The 18847-nt window shown below is 71.7% G+C and carries 20 protein-coding genes; 10 read left to right on the forward strand and 10 right to left on the reverse strand.

Annotation, left to right across the window (positions count from 1 at the left end):
• Positions 1 to 7: 7 nt before the first annotated feature.
• Positions 8 to 709, reverse strand: coding sequence for a Flp pilus assembly protein CpaB (gene cpaB / locus ACZ4TV_RS26255; protein ID WP_468137382.1), 702 nt, complete (start codon positions 707 to 709; stop codon positions 8 to 10).
• A gap of 8 nt (positions 710 to 717) precedes the next feature.
• Positions 718 to 1686, reverse strand: a complete 969-nt coding sequence (locus ACZ4TV_RS26260; RefSeq protein WP_468137383.1) for a hypothetical protein — start codon at positions 1684 to 1686, stop codon at positions 718 to 720.
• A gap of 305 nt (positions 1687 to 1991) precedes the next feature.
• On the opposite strand from ACZ4TV_RS26260, the gene ACZ4TV_RS26265 reads away from it, so the two are divergent.
• Both ACZ4TV_RS26265 and ACZ4TV_RS26270 read left to right on the forward strand, forming a co-directional pair.
• Positions 1992 to 3695, forward strand: coding sequence for a chitinase (locus tag ACZ4TV_RS26265; protein ID WP_468137384.1), 1704 nt, complete (start codon positions 1992 to 1994; stop codon positions 3693 to 3695).
• Positions 3696 to 3803: 108 nt separating this feature from the next.
• Entirely contained in the window at positions 3804 to 5138 is a 1335-nt protein-coding gene (locus ACZ4TV_RS26270) for a M14 family metallopeptidase (RefSeq protein WP_468137386.1), read from the forward strand.
• Between the two features lie 63 nt (positions 5139 to 5201).
• On the opposite strand, the gene ACZ4TV_RS26275 is transcribed toward ACZ4TV_RS26270, so the two are convergent.
• Together ACZ4TV_RS26275 and ACZ4TV_RS26280 are read right to left on the reverse strand one after the other, a co-directional pair.
• Complete coding sequence (locus tag ACZ4TV_RS26275) at positions 5202 to 5621, reverse strand: RidA family protein (RefSeq protein ID WP_468137387.1); 420 nt, start codon at positions 5619 to 5621, stop codon at positions 5202 to 5204.
• A complete protein-coding gene (locus tag ACZ4TV_RS26280) occupies positions 5618 to 6376 on the reverse strand; it encodes an IclR family transcriptional regulator (protein WP_468137388.1) in 759 nt (252 codons plus the stop codon). Before ACZ4TV_RS26280 ends, ACZ4TV_RS26275 begins: the two co-directional genes overlap by 4 nt.
• A gap of 204 nt (positions 6377 to 6580) precedes the next feature.
• On the opposite strand from ACZ4TV_RS26280, the gene ACZ4TV_RS26285 reads away from it, so the two are divergent.
• From ACZ4TV_RS26285 to ACZ4TV_RS26295, 3 genes are all read left to right on the forward strand, one after another.
• Positions 6581 to 7861, forward strand: a complete 1281-nt coding sequence (locus ACZ4TV_RS26285; RefSeq protein WP_468137390.1) for an amino acid deaminase — start codon at positions 6581 to 6583, stop codon at positions 7859 to 7861.
• 10 nt (positions 7862 to 7871) lie between these two features.
• Entirely contained in the window at positions 7872 to 9461 is a 1590-nt protein-coding gene (locus ACZ4TV_RS26290) for an N-acyl-D-amino-acid deacylase family protein (RefSeq protein ID WP_468137391.1), read from the forward strand.
• A gap of 132 nt (positions 9462 to 9593) precedes the next feature.
• Positions 9594 to 10607: a YdcF family protein gene (locus ACZ4TV_RS26295; protein WP_468137392.1), complete on the forward strand. Its 1014-nt coding sequence runs from the start codon at positions 9594 to 9596 to the stop codon at positions 10605 to 10607.
• 158 nt (positions 10608 to 10765) lie between these two features.
• Here the strand turns inward: ACZ4TV_RS26295 and ACZ4TV_RS26300 are convergent, their stop codons facing one another.
• Positions 10766 to 12109, reverse strand: a complete 1344-nt coding sequence (locus ACZ4TV_RS26300; protein ID WP_468137393.1) for a carbohydrate-binding protein — start codon at positions 12107 to 12109, stop codon at positions 10766 to 10768.
• Between the two features lie 180 nt (positions 12110 to 12289).
• Here ACZ4TV_RS26300 and ACZ4TV_RS26305 point away from each other — a divergent pair, with 180 nt between their 5' ends.
• On the forward strand, positions 12290 to 12475 hold the full coding sequence (locus ACZ4TV_RS26305) for a hypothetical protein (protein WP_468137394.1): 186 nt from the start codon (positions 12290 to 12292) through the stop codon (positions 12473 to 12475).
• 379 nt (positions 12476 to 12854) lie between these two features.
• On the opposite strand, the gene ACZ4TV_RS26310 is transcribed toward ACZ4TV_RS26305, so the two are convergent.
• Complete coding sequence (locus tag ACZ4TV_RS26310; RefSeq protein ID WP_468137395.1) at positions 12855 to 13802, reverse strand: LysR family transcriptional regulator; 948 nt, start codon at positions 13800 to 13802, stop codon at positions 12855 to 12857.
• A gap of 106 nt (positions 13803 to 13908) precedes the next feature.
• On the opposite strand from ACZ4TV_RS26310, the gene ACZ4TV_RS26315 reads away from it, so the two are divergent.
• Entirely contained in the window at positions 13909 to 14370 is a 462-nt protein-coding gene (locus ACZ4TV_RS26315; protein WP_468137396.1) for a nitroreductase/quinone reductase family protein, read from the forward strand.
• A gap of 113 nt (positions 14371 to 14483) precedes the next feature.
• Here ACZ4TV_RS26315 and ACZ4TV_RS26320 read toward each other — a convergent pair whose 3' ends face one another.
• From ACZ4TV_RS26320 to ACZ4TV_RS26330, 3 genes are read right to left on the reverse strand one after another with little or no spacing between them, the layout of a single operon-like run.
• A complete protein-coding gene (locus ACZ4TV_RS26320; RefSeq protein ID WP_468137397.1) occupies positions 14484 to 14960 on the reverse strand; it encodes a macro domain-containing protein in 477 nt (158 codons plus the stop codon).
• A 39-nt stretch (positions 14961 to 14999) separates the two neighbouring features.
• The gene (locus ACZ4TV_RS26325; RefSeq protein ID WP_468137398.1) at positions 15000 to 15233 is read right to left on the reverse strand and encodes a hypothetical protein; all 234 of its coding nucleotides are present in this window, start codon (positions 15231 to 15233) and stop codon (positions 15000 to 15002) included.
• Positions 15234 to 15245: 12 nt separating this feature from the next.
• A complete protein-coding gene (locus tag ACZ4TV_RS26330) occupies positions 15246 to 15395 on the reverse strand; it encodes a hypothetical protein (protein WP_468137400.1) in 150 nt (49 codons plus the stop codon).
• A gap of 315 nt (positions 15396 to 15710) precedes the next feature.
• On the opposite strand from ACZ4TV_RS26330, the gene ACZ4TV_RS26335 reads away from it, so the two are divergent.
• From ACZ4TV_RS26335 to ACZ4TV_RS26345, 3 genes are all read left to right on the forward strand, one after another.
• Positions 15711 to 16922 carry a pyridoxal phosphate-dependent aminotransferase gene (locus ACZ4TV_RS26335; RefSeq protein ID WP_468137401.1) on the forward strand — a complete coding sequence of 404 codons (1212 nt, stop codon included), beginning with the start codon at positions 15711 to 15713 and terminating at the stop codon, positions 16920 to 16922.
• Between the two features lie 112 nt (positions 16923 to 17034).
• Positions 17035 to 17433, forward strand: coding sequence for an SCO4983 family protein (locus tag ACZ4TV_RS26340; RefSeq protein ID WP_468137402.1), 399 nt, complete (start codon positions 17035 to 17037; stop codon positions 17431 to 17433).
• A 245-nt stretch (positions 17434 to 17678) separates the two neighbouring features.
• On the forward strand, positions 17679 to 18332 hold the full coding sequence (locus ACZ4TV_RS26345; RefSeq protein ID WP_468137403.1) for an RDD family protein: 654 nt from the start codon (positions 17679 to 17681) through the stop codon (positions 18330 to 18332).
• Between the two features lie 51 nt (positions 18333 to 18383).
• Here ACZ4TV_RS26345 and ACZ4TV_RS26350 read toward each other — a convergent pair whose 3' ends face one another.
• Positions 18384 to 18809, reverse strand: coding sequence for a hypothetical protein (locus tag ACZ4TV_RS26350; RefSeq protein ID WP_468137404.1), 426 nt, complete (start codon positions 18807 to 18809; stop codon positions 18384 to 18386).
• Between the last annotated feature and the right edge of the window lie 38 nt (positions 18810 to 18847).

Raw genomic sequence — 18847 nt, forward strand, 5'->3', positions numbered from 1 at the left:
CCGGGCCTCACTTGTCCCCGTCGAGGGTGTACGTACGGTCGCCCGGGCCGGGCGCCGAGTCGGTACCGGGGGCCACCAGGGCCAGGCGTACGTGCTCCGCGAAGGACTCGGCGTACGCGACGCGCTGGGTGTCCTTGGTGCTCAGGGCGAAGGTGATCGGGACGGCTTCGGCGGGGCCCTTGCGGTCGCTGTCCTTGTCGAGGGCGGTGAGCTTGCCGACGCCCAGCACGCGGGCGTTGGCGACGATGATCACCGAGCGCGACGGGTCGGTGTCCTTGGCGCCCTTGAAGGTGGCGATGATGTTGACCTTGGCGCCGGAGGTGATCTTTCCGGCCACGCCCGTCGCCGCGTCGATCATGATGGCGATCTCCTGCTCGCCGGGCTGCAGCTGCGGCCGGTCGACGAACATGTCCGTCTGGAGCAGCGAGCCCTTCTTCAGCGTGGTGAGCGCGATCTTGTCCTTGAGCGCGCCGAGGTCGGTGACGGCGGTGTCGGACAGCCAGCGCTTGGGGATCCTGACTTCCTCGAACTGCCCGGCCGCCAAGGGACTGTACGGCGCGATATCACCCTTGGCGCGGTACGCGACGACCTCGGCCCCGACCTTGGAATTGACGTCGCCGATCACCACGAGGACTCCGGCGAAGGCTCCCAGGGCGCACAGGACCGACAGGAGCAGCAGAATGACGCCGCGGCGCTGGCGTGAGTTCATGGGGCTGGCTACCTCGCCGTTCTTTCTTCATCGTTGAGCGGTGCGGTGAGCGGTGCCGCGCAGAATCCGCAGCGGTCGCCGATGAGTTCGAGGCCGCACCAGCGGCACTCCTCCCGGCGGACCGAGGCGACCAGCTGGTAGAGCACGGACAGGTCCGGGATGCCGGCGGCGAACTCGACGAGCTTCGGCGTGCCCCACCAGCCGGGCGAAGCGGCCGGCAGCGGATTCTCCATGACGCCCTGCACCTGCCAGGCGGGGGCCAGTTCGGCCGTGACCCAGTCGGAGGTGAGCTGGCCGCGGGCGAAGGTGAGGTGCGTGGCGAATCCGGGCCCTGCGGGCACGACCCCGGGACCGGCGGGCACGACCCCGGGTCCGGCGGGCAGGACCCCGGGTCCGCCCCGCGGCCCGCCGTGCGCCCCGCCCTTCGACCGGCTCCCCGCCCCGCTCCCCGCCCCGCCGGAAGACCCCAGTTTGGCCAGGTGCGGCGTCGGGTGGGCCAGTACGGCGAACTGCGCGCTCGGCGACCAGGACCTGGCGTGCGCCGTGAGCCCCACCGGGACCCTGACCCGGTCGAGTTTGGTGACCGAGCCCAGCAGCGCGCCCGCGTAGATGTAGTGGGACAGCAGCCGGGCCGCGGAGGCGATGATTCCGGGGCTGAAGTCGCAGACGCTGAGCTGGCGCAGCTGACGGACGAGCAGGGCCGTGCCCAGCGGCGGCAGGTCGATGCCGAGGAGTGCGATCCGGTCGGTTTCCAGGATGGCCCGTACGGTGTGCAGCCGCTGGACGGTGGTGCGCGGAAGCCAGGGCGGTACGAGGGCCACGAGGTGGCCGTGCCGTTCCAGCAGGGCGCTGGTCCCAGCGAGCGCGGCCTCCAGGTCGAGCTGCTCGGGCGGGTGCAGCACGGCGGCTCCGGGCGTATGCCGGTCAGGGGCCGGAAGTACCAGATCGGCACTGGTGACAGCGATGGCGGTCGGCACGCGAATCCCCCGTTCCCCCACGTTCACCCGTGCGCCCCGGACTGCGCGACCGCAAACGACCGGCGCTCTTCCCCCTTGCCCCAGCACCATATCCGCGTCACCCCTGGCGGGGCAGGTGCTTGCCGATTCCCGTCCGGGCAGCACCCGTCACAGGTGGCGGGAAACCCGGACAACAAGGATCGCCGGGTCGACCAGTTCAAGCCACATCGCAAAGAACCTTGACACGGAGATTGGTCTGGACCAACTTGGGCCGGGGGCACCCCACTTGCCCCCGCCTCCACCTTCCTCCCCCCACCGGAGCCCACGTGAACCGCATACGCTCCCTCGCCCTGCTGGGCGCCGCCACCCTCACCGCAGGCGCACTGACCGCCCTCACCACCGGTACCGCACAGGCCGCGGACGTCAACGTCGCCCGCAACGGCGGCTTCGAGTCGGGCCTCGCCCACTGGTCCTGCACCGGCGGAAGCGGCGCCTCCGTCTCCTCTCCCGTCCACGCCGGAGCCGGCGCGCTCCGGGCCACCCCGGCGGGTCAGGACAACGCCCGTTGCAGCCAGACCGTCACGGTCAAGCCGAACTCGACGTACACGCTGAGCACCCAGGTCCAGGGCAGCTACGTGTACCTCGGCGCGACCGGGACCGGCACCCAGGACGTGTCCACCTGGACCCCCGGCTCCGGCGCCGGCTGGCAGAAGCTCTCCACCACCTTCACCACCGGCCCGGGCACCACGCAGGTCACCGTCTACACGCACGGCTGGTACGGCCAGCCCGCCTACGTCGTCGACGAGTTCAGCGTCTTCGGACCGGACGGCGGCGGTGACCCGGACCCCGGCCCGACCCTCCCCGGCGCCCCCGCCGGGACCGCCGTTTCCGGCCAGAGCGCCAGCGCGCTCACCCTTTCGTGGAACGCGGTCGGCACGGCCACCGGCTACTACGTGTACCAGGACGGCGTCCGCGTCGGGACCGTGACCGGCGGCGCCGCCTCCACCCAGGTCACCGGGCTGACGGCCGCGACCTCGTACACCTTCCAGGTGAGCGCCTACAACGCGGCGGGCGAGGGCCCCAAGTCCGCGCCAGTGACCGGCACCACGACCGGCGCCGGTCCGGGCCCCGGCCCCGGCCCGGCCGTCCCCAAGCACGCGCTGACCGGCTACTGGCAGAACTTCGACAACGGCGCGACCGTGCAGAGGATCTCCGACGTCTCCGCGCAGTACGACATCATCGCCGTCTCCTTCGCCGACGCCACCGCCACGCCCGGCGCCATCACCTTCACCCTCGACTCGGCCGGCCTCGGCGGCTACACCGTCGCCCAGTTCAAGGCCGACATCGCCACGAAGAAGGCCGCCGGCACCTCGGTCATCCTCTCCATCGGGGGCGAGAAGGGGACCATCTCGGTCAACGACTCGGCCTCCGCGAACAACCTGGCGAACTCGGCGTACGCCCTGATGCAGGAGTACGGCTTCACCGGGATCGACATCGACCTGGAGAACGGCCTGAATCCCACCTACATGACGCAGGCGCTGCGCTCGCTGTCCGCGAAGGCGGGCCCCTCGCTGGTCATCACCATGGCCCCGCAGACGATCGACATGCAGTCCACGCAGGGCGGCTACTTCAAGACGGCGCTCAACATCAAGGACATCCTCACCGTCGTCAACATGCAGTACTACAACAGCGGCTCGATGAACGGCTGCGACGGCAAGGTCTACTCCCAGGGATCGGTGGACTTCCTCACCGCACTGGCCTGCATCCAGCTGGAGGGCGGCCTCGACCCCTCCCAGGTGGGCATCGGCGTCCCGGCCTCCCCCAGTGGCGCGGGCAGCGGCTACGTCTCCCCGACCGTCGTCAACAACGCCCTGGACTGCCTGACCCGGGGCACGAACTGCGGTTCCTTCAAGCCGTCGAGGACCTACCCCGGTCTGCGCGGTGCGATGACCTGGTCAACCAACTGGGACGCCAAGGCGGGTAGCACTTGGTCCAACGCGGTGGGTCCGAAGGTCCACGGCCTCCCGTAGGCGGTACGTGTGGGGGTGGCCGAATCCTGATCCTTGACCGGGTCATGCCATAAGAGCACGCTGTGCGCATCCGCACGGCTACCCCCACACTCCCACCCAGGAGAACGCATGCGGCTCCATACCCGCCGAAGGGTCGCCCTCACGGCGGCCCTCCTGGCGCTCGCGCTGGGCGCACCCGCCTACGGCATGAGCGCGACGGCGTCACCACCGCCCACCCCGTCCACCGCCACCCAGGACGAGGCCATCGTCCAGTACCGGATCCACGGCCCCTCCACCGCCACCGACCGCACCGCCCTGCTCCGTACGGGCGTCTCGATCGACGAGGTGGACGACCACACGGTCGTGGTCAGCGCCGACACCATGCAGGCCAAGAAGCTCAAGGCGCTCGGCTACCAGCTGACCGCCCTGCCCGGACCTCCGGACCGCTCGCTGCCCGGCATCGCGGCCAGCCCGATGGACTTCCCCTCGGCGGACTCGAAGTACCACAACTACGCCGAGGCCACCGCGGAGATCAACCAGCTCGTCGCGCAGTACCCCGCGATCGCGAGCAAGCGGGTGATCGGAAAGTCGTACCAGGGCCGTGACCTCCTCGCCATCAAGATCAGCGACAACGTCGGGACGGACGAGGCCGAGCCCGAGGTGCTCTTCACCCACCACCAGCACGCGCGCGAGCACCTGACCGTCGAGATGGCCCTGTACCTGCTCAAGGAGTTCACCTCCAAGTACGGCACCGACTCCCGGGTCGCGAACGCGGTCAACGGCCGCGAGATCTGGATCATCCCGGACCTCAACCCGGACGGCGGCGAGTACGACATCGCCACCGGCTCCTACCGCTCCTGGCGCAAGAACCGCCAGCCGAACTCCGGTTCCTCCTACGTCGGTACGGACGAGAACCGGAACTGGGGCTACAAGTGGGGCTGCTGCGGCGGCTCCAGCAGCAGCAAGAGCTCCGAGACCTACCGGGGCCCGGCCGCCGAGTCGGCGCCCGAGGTGAAGGCCGTCTCGGACTTCGTACGCAGCCGGGTGATCGGCGGCAAGCAGCAGATCAAGGCCGCCATCGACTTCCACACGTACAGCGAGCTCGTGCTGTGGCCCTTCGGCTACACCTACAACGACACCGCCCCGGGCCTGACCGCCGACGACCTCGCCGTCTACAAGAAGATCGGCACGAACATGGCGTCGAGCAACGGCTACACGCCGGAGCAGGCGAGCGACCTCTACATCACGGACGGGACGATCGACGACTGGCTGTGGGGCAACCAGAAGATCTTCTCCTACACCTTCGAGATGTACCCGGAGAGCGGCGGCGGCGGCTTCTACCCGCCGGACGAGGTGATCGACCGCGAGACCGCGCGCAACAAGGACGCGGTGCTCCAGCTGCTGGAGAACGCGGACTGCATGTACCGGTCGATCGGCAAGGAAGCCCAGTACTGCACCGCGTAGCGACCGTACGAACGGGGCGCCCCGCCGCCAGGGGGGCGCCCCATCCGCGTCTTCCCGTTCGGATCAGCCCAGGACGGCGAGGGCGTCGATCTCCACGAGCAGCCCGGCCGGCAGGCCGACGTACACGGTGGTGCGGGCGGCGGGGACCTCCTTCAGGCCCTGCTCCTCGAAGTAGGCGTCGTAGAGCTCGTTCATCTCGGCGAAGTGCCCGGTGTCGGTCAGATAGACGCGGATCATCATCACGTCGTCCCAGCTCGCGCCACCGGCCTCCAGGACGGAGCGGACGTTCTCCAGCGTCTGGAGGGTCTGCTCGCGCAGCGTCGGCCCGGCGGGGGTCGGCGGCCGCCCGTCGACGAGCGGGAGGAAGCCGACCTGGCCGGCGACCTGGAGGATGTTCCCCTTGCGCACGCCGTGCGAGAACTTCGCGGGCGGGGCGGTGTGGGCGGCGGGTGTGATGGCGGTCTTCCCGATGCTTGCGGTCACGTTATCTCCTGTGCTCCTGCTCCTGAATAGTCCTGGCTGATGGCGGCGGCGGTACGGAGTACCAGCGGCAGCAGTTCGAGGAGCCCCTCGGCCGGGACGACCACACCGGGCGCGGAGACGGACAGCGCGGCGACGACCCGCCCGTCCGGCCCGTGCACGGGCGCGCCGAGGCAGTTGACGGACTCCTCGTGCCCGCCGAGGTCGGTGGCCCAGCCCTGTTCCCGTACGAGCTCCAGCTCACGGAGGAAGGCCACGGCGTCCGGGGTGGAGCGGGCGGTGTAGCGGGGGTACTCGATCCGGTGGGCGAGGGCGCGGCGTTCGGCCTCGGGGAGGTCGGCGAGCAGCAGCTTGGCGACGGCGGCGACCGTGAGGGGTACGGGCTTGCCGATGCGGGAGTACATGCGGACCGGGTAACGGCTGTCGACCTTGTCGACGTACACGACCTCGTCGTCCTGGTGGAGGGCGAGGTGGACGGTGTGCCCGGTGGCCTGGTTCAGCTCGACGAGGTGGGGGTGCGCGACCTCCCGGACGTCCAGGTTCTCGATGGCCTCGGCGGCGAGCGCGAAGATCTGCGCGCCGAGGCGGTAGCGGCCGTCGGGCTGGCGGTAGACGAAGCCGCGCTCGTGCAGGGTGCGGAGGAGGCGGAGCGCGGTGCTCTTGTGCACGCCGAGTTCCTCGGCGACCTGGCCGAGGCCGGCCGGGCCCTGGGCGAGCAACGGCAGGATCCCGAGCGCCCGCTCCACGGACTGGCTCATCCCTCGTCCTCTCGTACGGTCACTACGACCACCGGCTCCGCCGGCGCACCGGGCGCTGCCCGGACCCGCGCCTCAAACGCCGGCGGGGCTGGATGTTCAGCCTGCCGCGCGTTGACCCGCCGTCATCCGGATGTTAGACAGCATGCAGCGGCATACGCAACGACCGTTGCGCTCAACGCAACGCAATCCCCGGGAGGCACCCGAATGGCCAGCGACCCCGTCAAGGACCTCGCCGACGAGCCGGTCGACCACCGGTTCAAGGGTCTCCCCCCGGACGCCCAGACGTCCGGCCTCACCGTCGGGCAGCTCGCCGCCCAGCGGCGCGACCTCCACACCGGCGGCTTCACCACCCCCGTCCTGACCCTCGACGCGGACGCGCTGGAGCACAACCTCGCCGCCCTCGGCACCTACGCCGCCCGCCACGACCTCGCCTTCGCACCGCACGGCAAGACCTGCATGTCCCCCCAGCTCTTCCGCCGCCAGCTGGAGCACGGTGCGTGGGGCATCACCGCCGCCGTCCCCCACCAGGCCCGCGTCTACCGCGCCTTCGGCATCCAGCGGATCTTCCTCGCCAACGAGCTCGTCGATCCCGCCGCCCTGCGCTGGATCGCCGGCGAACTCGCCGCCGACCCCGGCTTCCGCTTCGTCTGCTACGTCGACTCCGTGCGCGGGGTCCAGCTCATGGACCGGGCCCTCCAGGACCTGGCCGCGCGCATCGACGTCGTCATCGAGCTGGGCGCCGGCGAGGGCGCCCGTACCGGGGCCCGCACCGAGGACGACTGCCGCGCCGTCGCCGACGCCGTCGCCGCCACCGACACCCTGCGCCTCGTCGGCGTCGGCGGCTACGAGGCCGAGGTCCCCGACGCCGACCCCGACCGCGTCCACGCGTACCTGCGCCGGCTGACCTCCCTCGCCGTCGAGTTCGACAAGGGGGGCCGGTTCGCCGCCGACGTCGAGGAGATCGTCGTCAGCGCCGGCGGCTCCGCCTGGTTCGACGCCGTCGCCGACGTCTTCGCCGAACTGCCCGAGCTCTCCCGGCCCGTCCTCAAGCTGCTCCGCTCCGGCGCGTACGTCTCCCACGACCACGGCTGGTACACCCGCCTCACCCCCTTCAACCGCCACCCCGAAGAGGGCGGCCTGCGCCCCGCCTTCCGCCTGTGGACCCAGGTCGTCTCCCGCCCCTCCCCCACCCAGGCCTTCGTCAACGCGGGCAAGCGCGACATCGCCTACGACCTGGGCCTGCCCGAGGCCGAACTGGTCCGCGACGCCCTCACCGGCGACGAGCGCCCGGCCACCGGCGTGCGCGTCGTCAAACTGTCCGACCAGCACGCCTGGCTGGAGACCGACTCGGCCGACGACGTCCAGGTGGGCGACTGGGTGGCCCTCGGCATGTCCCACCCGTGCACGATCTTCGAGAAGTGGCCGCTGATCCCGGTCGTGGAGGCCGACGGCACCGTCACCGACTACGTCCGCACCTTCTTCTGATTCTTCTGACATGGACCTCGTCCTGCGGGGCGCCCGCGTCGTCGACGGCACGGGCGGGCCCTCGTACACCGCCGACGTCGGCGTCCACGAGGGCCGGATCGCCGAGATCGGCTCGCTCTCCGGGGGCCGCGAGACCCTCGACGTCCACGGCCTCGCCCTCGCCCCCGGCTTCGTCGACATGCACGCCCACAGCGACCTCGCCCTGCTCCGCGACCCGGACCACAGCGCGAAGGCCGCGCAGGGCGTGACCCTCGAAGTCCTCGGCCAGGACGGCCTGTCGTACGCGCCCGCCGACGAGCGGACCCTCACCGAGGTGCGGGCCGCCATCGCCGGCTGGAACGGCTCCGGGGACGACATCGACTTCGACTGGCGCACGGTCGGCGAGTACCTCGACCGGCTGGACCGGGCCCACGGCGGTCACGGCATCGCGGTCAACGCCGCGTACCTCGTCCCCCAGGGCACGGTCCGCGCGTACGTCCTCGGCTGGGACGACCGGCCCGCGACCGGGGCCGAGCTGGACCGGATGCGCCGGCTCGTCGCCGACGGCCTTGCCCAGGGCGCCGTCGGCATGTCCTCCGGCCTCACCTACACCCCCGGCATGTACGCCTCCGGCGCCGAACTCACCGAGCTGTGCCGGGTCGTGGCCCGGTTCGGCGGCTACTACTGCCCGCACCACCGCTCGTACGGCCGCGGCGCGCTGGCCGCTTACGCCGAGATGGTCGGGCTGACCCGCGAGGCCGGCTGCGCCCTGCACCTCGCGCACGCCACCATGAACTTCGGCGAGAACGAGGGCCGGGCCCCCGAGCTCCTCGCCCTGCTCGACACGGCCCTGGCCGAGGGCGCCGACATCACCCTCGACAGCTACCCGTACACCCCCGGCTGCACGACGCTGGTCGCCCTCCTGCCCAGTTGGGCGAACGAGGGCGGCCCGGAGGCGGTCCTGACCCGGCTGCGCGACGACACCGAGGCCGAGCGGATCCGCCACGCGCTGGAGGTGGAGGGCGCGGACGGCTGCCACGGGGTCCCCGTCGACTGGTCGACGATCGAGATCTCGGGCGTCACCGATCCCGCCCTCGCCGCCCACGTGGGCACGCGCATGGACGGCTGGGACACCGCCCGCCGGCTCCTGCTGGCCGACCGGCTCGCGCCGACGGTCCTCCAGCACGTGGGGCACGAGGAGAACGTCCGGGCCATCATGCGCCACCGCACCCACACCGGCGGCTCCGACGGCATCCTCCAGGGCGCGAAGCCGCACCCGCGCGCCTACGGCACCTTCCCGCACTACCTCGGCCACTACGTCCGCGAGCTCGGCCTGCTCTCGCTGGAGGAGTGCGTGGCGCACCTGGCCGGGCGCCCCGCGGCGCGGCTGCGCCTGCCGGACCGGGGCGTGGTCCGCGCGGGCCACCGCGCCGATCTCGTCCTCTTCGACCCCGACACGGTCGCGGCCGGGTCCACGTACGAGCAGCCGCGGGCGCTGCCCACCGGCATCCCGCACGTCCTGATCGACGGGCGTTTCGTGATGCGCGACGGGCGCCGGACGGACGTGCTCGCCGGACGTTCGGTGCGCCGCGGCGACCACGCGCGGCCGCCGCACGCCTGACCGTCACACCTTGGCCGCCACACCTTGGCCGCCACACCTGACATGAACGCGCCTGCCATGGGCGCACCTGACACGGGCGCACCTGACACAGGCACATCTGGGGTGCAGGTTCCCGCACTTACGATGGCCGGCATGGTCGCCTTCGCCGTCGCCGCCCTGTTTTTCCTCGCCCTCTGCATAAGTGCCCGAGAAGACCGCCGCCGCTTCCGTAACGCCGTGCTGTTCGGACTGACCTTCATCACTCTCTCGTTCGCCCTGCTCCTCCAGCTGGACGGGCTGCCGCGCTGGGCGGAACTGCCCCTCGTGCTGGGCGTCTTCGCCGTCCCCACGCTCGGCACCCTGGCCCTGGGCGTCTTCCTCATCGCCAACGGCGTGACCATGATCCGCAAGGAGGGCCGCCGCCCGCCGAACCTGCTCTCGATGCTCGCGGGGCTCGGGATCTTCGCGATGATCGCGCTGCTGCTCGTCGTCGGCCTGTCCGGCTCCCCCGTCCTCGGCGGCCTCGTGGGAACGCTCGTCCTGGTCGTCGGGTACGTCTCCTTCGTCTTCCTGTGCTTCCTCGGCTACGCCTTCCTCTACGGGCGGATCAAGGTGCGCGGCGACGTCGACCACGTGGTCATGCTGGGCTCGGGCCTGATCGGCGGGGACCGGGTCCCGCCGCTGCTGGCCTCGCGCCTGCGCAAGGGACAGGAGATCTACGAGGCCCAGCTGGCCCGCGGCGGCCGGCCGCCGGTGCTGCTCACCTCGGGCGGCAAGGGGTCGGACGAGAAGGTCGCCGAGGCGCGGGCGATGGCGGACTGGCTGATCGCGCGGGGCGTGCCGGCGGAGCACGTGGCGCTGGAGGACCGTTCCACCACGACCGAGGAGAACATGCGCTTCTGCCGCGAGATCATGACGGCGCAGGACCCGGCCTACCGGTGCGTGGTGGTCACCAACAACTTCCACGCCTTCCGTGCCGCGATGCTCGCCCGCAAGACCGGGGTCAACGGGCAGGTGCTGGGCTCGCCCACGGCGAAGTACTACTGGCCGAGTGCCACCATCCGCGAGTTCGTCGCGGTCTTCTGGGAGCACAGGTCCGTGAACCTGGGCATCTGCGGGCTGCTGACCGTCCTCGGCACGCTGTCCACGGCCACGCTGACGCTCTGATCCGTACGGCCCACGCCGCATTACTGGACTGCTGGACTGCTGGACTGCTGGACTGCTGGACTGCTGCACGCGGAGGCGCCGTGACTCCCCCTTGGCAGCCACGGCACCCCCTGTCCCACGGCGTACAGCCGCGACAGCCTCTACACCCGCTGCATCCGTTACAGCCGCTGCCAGAGCGCGGGGACGTTCGGCGGCTCCCAGCCCGTCTGCGCCTGGTGCCCCTGGATGCACCGGTAGGTCGCGCCCCCGTAGGTGACGGTGGAGCCGGCCGCGTAGACGGTGCCCGCCTTCCAGGTGCCGCCGGGCTCGGGCTCGCCGGGGCCCGGGTCGCTGCCGCTGACCTTGAGGGTCAGTCCGTACGCCGACAGGATCGGGTTCAGCGGCTGGAAGAAGGTGGTCCCGCCGCTGGAGCAGTTGCCGGAGCCGCCCGAGGTGACGCCCTGGGCCTGGCTCCCCGAGATGTAGGAGCCGCCCGAGTCGCCGGGCTCGGCGCAGACCGTCGTACGGGTCACGCCGGAGATGGTGCCCTCGGGGTAGGTGACGCTGGTGTTGTGCTGCTGGATCGTGCCGCAGTGCCAGCCGGTGGTCGAACCGGAACGGCATACCGAGGCCCCGACCGGCTGCAGCACCGAGCCCGTGACCTGCACGTTCGCGCCGCCGCTGCCCTTCACGTACGGGGTCGAGGTCCACTGGGTGTTCGCGGCCACCCAGGCCATGTCGTTGCCGGGGAAGACCGAGGCCTGGAAGGACCCCTGCGCGACCTGGTTGAAGCCGCTGGTCGTGGTCCCGGGACGGCCGCAGTGCCCGGCCGTGGCGAAACCGTTGACCGCTCCCTTGGTGACGGGGAAGCCCACGGAGCAGCGGCCGCTGCCGTTCATGTAGTACGCGTCGCCCCCGCGCAGGTCGTACAGCGGGCGCGGGGCCTCGGCCGTGCGGACCACCGTGACCAGGGCGGCGTCGGTCCCGGTGGCGGCCAGCAGCCCGGCTGCCGCCCCCGCCTCGGTCTCCTCGACGACCAGGGTGTTGGAACGCGGGTCCACGTACCGCACCGGGGTCGCGGGACCGGCGGCCCGGTCCAGCGCGGCCCTGGCGGTGTCCAGGTCGGCCAGGGTCCGGGTGACCAGCTTCGCCTCGGCCCCGGCGGCCCGTATCGCGGCGGTGTCGGCGGCGCGGGTGGTGGCCACGGTGAGGGTGGAGGCATCGGCCCCGTCCACCCAGGCCCCGGCGAAGGCGGCGCCGAGCCGCACCCGCAGCCGGGCGGCGGTCGCCCCCGCCTCGGCCTCGTGGGCCAGGCGGGCCTTGGCCTGTGCGGGGGTCAGGCCCAGGTCGCGCTGCACGGCGGCGAGCAGCTCGGGCGGGACGTCGGCGGTGCGCAGGGTGGTCGCGGCCGAGGGGGCGGCGGGAGCGGGGTCGGAGTCGGCGGTGGCGCCGCTCGTCCCGGCCAGCAGCAGCCCGGCGGCGGCCAGGGCGGTACACGCCGCGCGGGCGTGTCGCTTGAGCATGGGGGATCTCCTCGGTTTCCGGTGGGGGTCTGCGGAAACCGTAGAAATCCGAACCGGCGGGCGGGAGCTGCCAGTTGGCCCCTCCCCCGGTGTTATGGCCGCGGGTCCGCGGCGGCCGAGGTGCGTTCATGGGGCGGCGGCCGGAGGATGGGGCAAAGGGAAAACCATAGGAGGTACGCGATGGTCAGTGAACCCGACGAGCAGCCCACCCGGTCGGACCAGCTCTTCACGGGCGGGGAACGACCGTACGACCCCGAGGACCTCGTGATGGTGACCGGCCACGACCCGACTCCGGAGCGGGTCGAGGAGGCGCGCAAGCTGATCGAGAGGGAGGGCCCGCAGGTCATCGAGCGCTTCCTGCCCTAGAGCAGCCTGAACGCGCCCCGGCCACTACCACCGGCTCCGCCCCGGCCCCCGGGGCGGAGCCGCCCGCGCGTGCCTTCGACGTCCAGGGCCACAATCCAGCCCCGCCGGCGTTTGAGGCGCGGGGTCCGGGGCGGAGCCCCGCTCATCCAGCCCGGCCACAATCCAGCCCCGCCGGCGCTTGAGGCGCGGGGCCCGGGGCGAAGCCCCGCTCATCCAGCCCGGCCACAATCCAGCCCCGCCGGCGTTTGAGGCGCGGGGCCCGGGGCGGAGCCCCGATCTTCCAGCCCCGCCGGCGTTTGAGGCGCGGGGTCCGGGGCGGAGCCCTGGGAAGCGGCGCCGCAGGCGGGCTCCGACAGACGGGAGCACACGGGCGGGCTGTCTACGCCCCCTCCGGCGAAGCCACCCGCACCGGCAGACCCGACGCCCCGGCAAGCGCCCGCGCATGCGCACCCCTCGCATGCGCCAGCACCTCCGCCGCCCGACCCCCCGCCCGCCCCGCGGGATGCCACCCCAGCAGGTGCCGCCACACCAGCGGAGTCCCGGCCAGCGGCCGCGTCACCACCCCCGGGGTCGCCGGAAAGGTCGCCCGGCACAGCCCGACCGCCCGCCCCACCTGCACCAGGTGCACACAGGAGGCGGTGTCGGTCTCGTACACGCAGGCCGGCGTGAACCCCGCCCGCACACACGCCGCGGCGAAGCAGTCGCCGAAGCACCCGTCCCCCGGTACGTCCGTCCACGCCTCGGCGGCCAGCTCGGCCAGCTCGATCTCCCCCCGCGGAGCCACGGCCAGCGGATGGTCCTCGGCCAGCATCACGTGTACGGGATCCCGCGCCACCTCCATCCAGGCGAGGCGCCCCGGCTCGGGCGGCGCGCTCTCCCCGCAGACCCCGACCAGCGCGAAGTCCAGGCGCCCGTCGGCGACGCAACCGGCGACCTCCTTCTCGGACCAAGAGGTGTACGTGGTCACGGGCATGCCCGGTTCCTCCTGGGCGAGCCGGTCCACGAGCCCCCCGAGCAACGGCCCGTGCGTCCCGCCGAGCCGGTACCCCTGCGCCCCCTGCCGCGCGAACCGCAGAGCCTCCTCCTGCAACTCGCACACCGCGGGCAGCAGGACCCTCGCCCGCTCCAGCACCAGTTCCCCGAGGGCGGTGGCGCGTACGCCCTCCCGCCCCCGTACGAACAGCAACCCGCCCAGCGCACGCTCGATCCGCTTCAGCTGCGTACTGAGCGCGGGCTGCGCGAGGCCGAGCGCGGTGGCGGCCCGGGTCAGGCTCCCGGCGTCGGCGACGGCCCTGACGATCTTGAGGTGCCTCAGCTCCAGATCCATGCGACGAGCTTGGTCCAGACCTATGCGCGTGCGCTACGGGCGGGGCGCATCCAGAATCGTTCATGCTCGTTAGCCGCCAGGGGGCCGCAACCCTAAGGACAGGTAAATGCACGCACTCGACGTCGACTGGGACCACCCCACGGACCCACGACCCGGCCCACGCCTCGACCACGTCCGCGCGTACGTCACCACCGCGGGCGCCGACGGCCACCTCTGGCACGGAGTCCCCACCCTCCTGCTCACCACGGTCGACCGCACCACCGGCCGCACCGTCCGCACCCCGCTGATCTACGGCGAGGACGCGGGCCGCTTCGTCGTCCTGGCCGCCGCCTACGGCGCCCCGGACCACCCCCGCTGGTACCGGAACCTCAGCGCCCACCCGGAGGTCCGCCTCCAGGTCGGCGCCGCCTCCTTCAAGGCCGAGGCACACACGGCCACGCCGGTGGAGCGGGAGACGTACTGGGACATGATGACGGCCCTGTGGCCCCCCTTCGAGGACGACCAGGTGGCGGCCCGGCCCCGCGAGATCCCACTGGTGATCCTGGAGCGCCAGGACCACTGGTCCTGAACAGCTGTTGCATCGCTCTGCCGCACCGCACTCGTGGGAACGGTGCCGAGCTGCGCCCGGCACCGTTCCCTTTCGAGCACGCCGACGTGTGCGGCGGACCGACCGCATGCGACTCACGCATGGTCGTAGACGGTCACCGCCACGTCGCGCGCGCACAACGCGTCGGTGATCAGCGGCTCGATGCGCGACCAGTTGCCACCCGCCAGCCCACACCCGATGCGCGGCATGTGGACGCTGGCACCCAGCTCGACGGCATGCTCGGCCAGCGCGGCGAGGCAACGCTCCACGGCGTCGTAGCGGATCGGCGGCCCCCCGCTCCCGGTGCGCATGCCGCGCTGGCCGACCATGTTGGCCACCCACACGTCGGGCTTCACCCGCACCACCTGCACGGCGCCCAGCCCGAAGTCGTTCCCACTGCGCCCCCGATGCCAGGCCCGGTACGCGACCTCCGGCTCGGGCCACCGCTTCGATACGGCCAGCACGAAACCCTTCCCCCACCCCCCGAGGTCGTTGCAGACATGAGCGATGATCTTGGGCCCCTTGGCCTGCGGGCTCGTCGCATCCCCGCCGATGATCCTGAGCGCCTTCACGTCCCCAACGTATGGGAAACCACTGACATCCCCGTCGCCTCAGAGGTACTCGCGGGCGAACTCCACCGCCCATTCGATCGCGGCCACCGGGACGCTCCCCGCATCCGGGTCGATGGTGAGGCGGGCCGCCTCCCAGCCCTGATCGTGTTCGCGGAAGATCGCGAAGCGCCCTTCCCGTGCGGCCCCTTCCGGCCTGACGAGGAACTCGATCGCCCGGTCGTCGCCATCCGTGCCGATCGCGGTGATCGCCATGTCACCGACTGGGAACTCCACTGCACGCGCCCCTCAGTTGCCGCTGTTCAGGAACACCAGCAGGAGCAGCCCCATGAAGATCGCCCCTGCCGCGACGAGGACGCCCGCCACGGCCACGATCACGGTGCCGACCCGTTCGGTCCGGCGCCGGTAGTCCGCCGGCTTCCACTCGCTCTGGTTCATGGACCCAGCCTCCCCGGAGGAACGGCCCGCCGCATGAGTGCGCGTACTCAGCCGGCGTACTCAGCCCCTGTATTCGGCCCGTGCACTCAGCGTGCACGTTCAGTCCCCGCATCCCCCGAGGTGACGAGCGCAACACCCGGCACTTCCGCACGCCCCGCCCCACCCATTCCGCAGGCCGGAACGCGGCGCCGGCCCCTCATTCCAAGGGGGGACCGCTCCACCATCCCCCCATTGCCCGAAATGGGACATTTCGCTCTTCGAGTTTCTCTTCGAAAAGGCACGTCAAGCCCGCACGCGGGCCCGTAAGCTCCCGTCATGCAGGTGATCCAGTCAACGAAACTCGCCAATGTCTGCTACGAGATCCGCGGCCCCGTGCTCGAAGAGGCGATGCGGCTCGAAGCAGCAGGTCATCGCATCCTCAAGCTCAACACGGGCAACCCCGCGGCCTTCGGGTTCGACTGTCCGCCGGAGATCCTTGAGGACATGCTCCGCAACCTGGGCTCCGCCCACGGTTACGGTGACGCGAAGGGCCTGCTCTCGGCGCGCCGCGCGGTCATGCAGCACTACCAGACCAAGGGCATCGACCTGGGCGTCGAGGACATCTACCTCGGCAACGGCGTCTCCGAGCTGATCCAGATGTCGATGCAGGCACTGCTCGACGACGGTGACGAGGTGCTGGTCCCGGCGCCGGACTACCCGCTGTGGACCGCTGCCGTCTCCCTCGCCGGCGGCACGGCCGTGCACTACCGCTGTGACGAGCAGGCCGACTGGATGCCGGACCTCGCCGACATCGAGCGCAAGGTCACCGACCGCACCAAGGCGATCGTGATCATCAACCCGAACAACCCGACCGGCGCCGTCTACGACGAGGAGATGCTGCGCGGGCTGACGGACATCGCGCGCCGCCACAACCTGGTCGTCTGTTCGGACGAGATCTACGACCGGATCCTCTACGACGGCGCCGTGCACCACAACACCGCCGCCATCGCCCCGGACCTGCTGACGCTGACCTTCAACGGGCTCTCGAAGAACTACCGCGTCGCCGGCTACCGGGCCGGCTGGATGGCGGTCTGCGGCCCGAAGAAGCACGCCTCCTGCTACATCGAGGGCCTCACGATCCTCGCGAACATGCGCCTGTGCGCGAACATGCCCTCGCAGTACGCCGTGGCCACCGCGCTCGGCGGCCGGCAGTCGATCGTGGACCTGGTCCTGCCCGGCGGGCGGATCCTGGAGCAGCGCAACGTCGCGTACGACCTGCTCACCCAGATCCCGGGCGTCACCTGTGTGAAGCCGAAGGGCGCGCTGTACGCCTTCCCGCGCCTGGACCCGTCCGTCTACAAGATCAAGGACGACCGGCAGATGGTCCTCGACCTGCTGCGGGCGGAAAAGATCATGGTCGTGCACGGTACGGGCTTCAACTGGCCCGAGCCCGACCACTTCCGGATCGTGACCCTGCCGAACGCCAAGGACCTGGCCGACGCCGTGACGCGGATCGGGAACTTCCTCGACGGGTACAGCCAGCTGTAGGGCGGGACGAGACGCGACCACCCCCGACACGACCGAGCGGCAACAGGATCCAGCTCAACTTTAGAACCAATCCAATGTAGGATGGTCTCCTGACCACGCAGGAGGCCACCTCATGTACGAGCCGATCCGCACCAAGTCGGTCGTCCACCGCATGGGCGGCAACCGGGCCGACTACCCGCACAGCAGCCGCGGCGAAGCCCTGGACATCCAGCTCGCCGGCCACCTCGCGGCCCTGCTCGCCGTCACCGACGAGCTCGGGCTCGACGAGGCCGCCGCCGAGATCGCCGCCCAGGTGGCGCGGCTGCGCCAAGCGCAGCCCGCCCGGGATCCGCAGGGCTCCGCCACTGCCGCGGACTCCGCCGCGCTGCACCAGCGCGCGCACGACCTCGCCGCCCGCGCGCTCCTCGTCGCCGCGTCCCGCGCCGACACCACCGTGGCGATCCTCGCCGCCGAGCGCATGGACGCGCACGCCGCCGCCCTGAAGTCCCTGGACCTGGCCGGCGCCCTCTAGACGGCCCCGGTCCGGGGCCGCGGAGGCTCCGGACCGGGCGCCATAGCCCTGCGCCGTACCCCGGCGGTTCGGGCCCCTGGGGACGCCCCGCAGCCCGTGGCCGGGCAGCGGAAACTGGACAGAATCCGGTGCTCCGAACACGATGAGGGCTGAAAGATCGCGGCAGCACGGGGGGAGGCCGCTCACATGGTCGATCTCCTCCACTCCGCTTCGTCCCCGTTTCAGCACCCTGGAGAGATTCCGCCATGAGCTTCGGCGACCCGAACAACCCCTACGGCCAGCAGCCCCCGCAGGGCCAGCCCGGCTACCCGCAGCAGGCCCCTCAGGGCGTGCCCCCGCAGTACGGCTACCCGCAGCAGCCGCCTCAGGGCGCGGCTCCCCAGTACGGCTACCCCCAGCAGCAGACCCCGCCGCCCTACGGCGCGTACCCGCAGCCGGGGATGCCGGGCATGCCGGGCATGCCGGGCGCCGGAATGCCGCCGCTGGCCCACTGGGGCCTGCGCGTGGGTGCGTACCTGCTCGACCTGCTGATCATCGCGGGTCCGATGTACGCGCTGATGGGAATCTCCGCCGCCACCGGTAGCAGCGAGTCCGTGGTCGCCGGCGTGCTCAGCCTCGTCGGCATGCTGTACGCCATCGGCATGGCCTTCTTCCAGCTCTACAAGGAGGGCAAGACCGGTCAGTCGACCGGCAAGAAGGTGCTCGGCATCAGCCTGCACAAGGAGGCCGACGGCGCCACGCTGGGCTTCGGCATGGCGTTCGTCCGCAAGCTGGCCCACTTCCTCGACGGCGCCGCCTGCTACATCGGCTACCTGTGGCCGCTGTGGGACGCGAAGAAGCAGACCTTCGCCGACAAGGTGTGCGGCACCGTCGTCATCAAGGTCAACAACAACGGCTGAGTGACGTGAGGCCGGTGGGACCGGTGGGACCGGTGGCGACGCTCCCCGGGGCTACGGCGTCCGCGGCGTGAACTCCGCGCCCGCGACGCCGCACCACGGCACCGTCGCCACCGGCCACACCGGGCCGACCGCCTCCCCGTACTCGGTCCCGCCCGGGGCCACGCCGGGGATCTTCACCAGCGACTGGGGGGCCCGCCGGCCGGGGTCCGGTTCGGCTCCGTCGCGGAACTCCACCGTGACGACGTACGCGCCGGGGCCCTCGGAGCGGCCCGTCGCCTCCACCGCGGCCACCACCCGCCGGCTCGCCGGATCGATTCGGCATCCGGTGACCCGTACGTCCTCCACCGCCGCCCGAGGCGGCGCCCCGGGCGGTTCGCCGCCGCTCGCCCACACGTACAGGCCCAGCGGGGCGAACACCAACAGCCCGGCCAGCGTCACCAGGCCGACCAGCCAGCCCTGCCACTTCAACGCGCTCACGCCCATGCCCCGATCCTCCCGGGCCACCGCCCCGCCCA

The sequence above is a fragment of the Streptomyces sp. NPDC028910 genome, assembly GCF_055564955.1.

Bases quoted from the DNA above. Each gene is read 5' to 3' on its own strand.
- ACZ4TV_RS26340 (WP_468137402.1), top strand. From the start codon at position 17,035: ATGTACGAGCCGATCCGCACCAAGTCGGTCGTCCACCGCATGGGCGGC.
- ACZ4TV_RS26270 (WP_468137386.1), top strand. From the start codon at position 3,804: ATGCGGCTCCATACCCGCCGAAGGGTCGCCCTCACGGCGGCCCTCCTG.
- ACZ4TV_RS26300 (WP_468137393.1), bottom strand. From the start codon at position 12,109: ATGCTCAAGCGACACGCCCGCGCGGCGTGTACCGCCCTGGCCGCCGCC.
- ACZ4TV_RS26290 (WP_468137391.1), top strand. From the start codon at position 7,872: ATGGACCTCGTCCTGCGGGGCGCCCGCGTCGTCGACGGCACGGGCGGG.
- cpaB (WP_468137382.1), bottom strand. From the start codon at position 709: ATGAACTCACGCCAGCGCCGCGGCGTCATTCTGCTGCTCCTGTCGGTC.
- ACZ4TV_RS26315 (WP_468137396.1), top strand. From the start codon at position 13,909: ATGCACGCACTCGACGTCGACTGGGACCACCCCACGGACCCACGACCC.
- ACZ4TV_RS26310 (WP_468137395.1), bottom strand. From the start codon at position 13,802: ATGGATCTGGAGCTGAGGCACCTCAAGATCGTCAGGGCCGTCGCCGAC.
- ACZ4TV_RS26305 (WP_468137394.1), top strand. From the start codon at position 12,290: ATGGTCAGTGAACCCGACGAGCAGCCCACCCGGTCGGACCAGCTCTTC.
- ACZ4TV_RS26280 (WP_468137388.1), bottom strand. From the start codon at position 6,376: ATGAGCCAGTCCGTGGAGCGGGCGCTCGGGATCCTGCCGTTGCTCGCC.
- ACZ4TV_RS26295 (WP_468137392.1), top strand. From the start codon at position 9,594: ATGGTCGCCTTCGCCGTCGCCGCCCTGTTTTTCCTCGCCCTCTGCATA.
- ACZ4TV_RS26330 (WP_468137400.1), bottom strand. From the start codon at position 15,395: ATGAACCAGAGCGAGTGGAAGCCGGCGGACTACCGGCGCCGGACCGAA.
- ACZ4TV_RS26335 (WP_468137401.1), top strand. From the start codon at position 15,711: ATGCAGGTGATCCAGTCAACGAAACTCGCCAATGTCTGCTACGAGATC.
- ACZ4TV_RS26345 (WP_468137403.1), top strand. From the start codon at position 17,679: ATGAGCTTCGGCGACCCGAACAACCCCTACGGCCAGCAGCCCCCGCAG.
- ACZ4TV_RS26285 (WP_468137390.1), top strand. From the start codon at position 6,581: ATGGCCAGCGACCCCGTCAAGGACCTCGCCGACGAGCCGGTCGACCAC.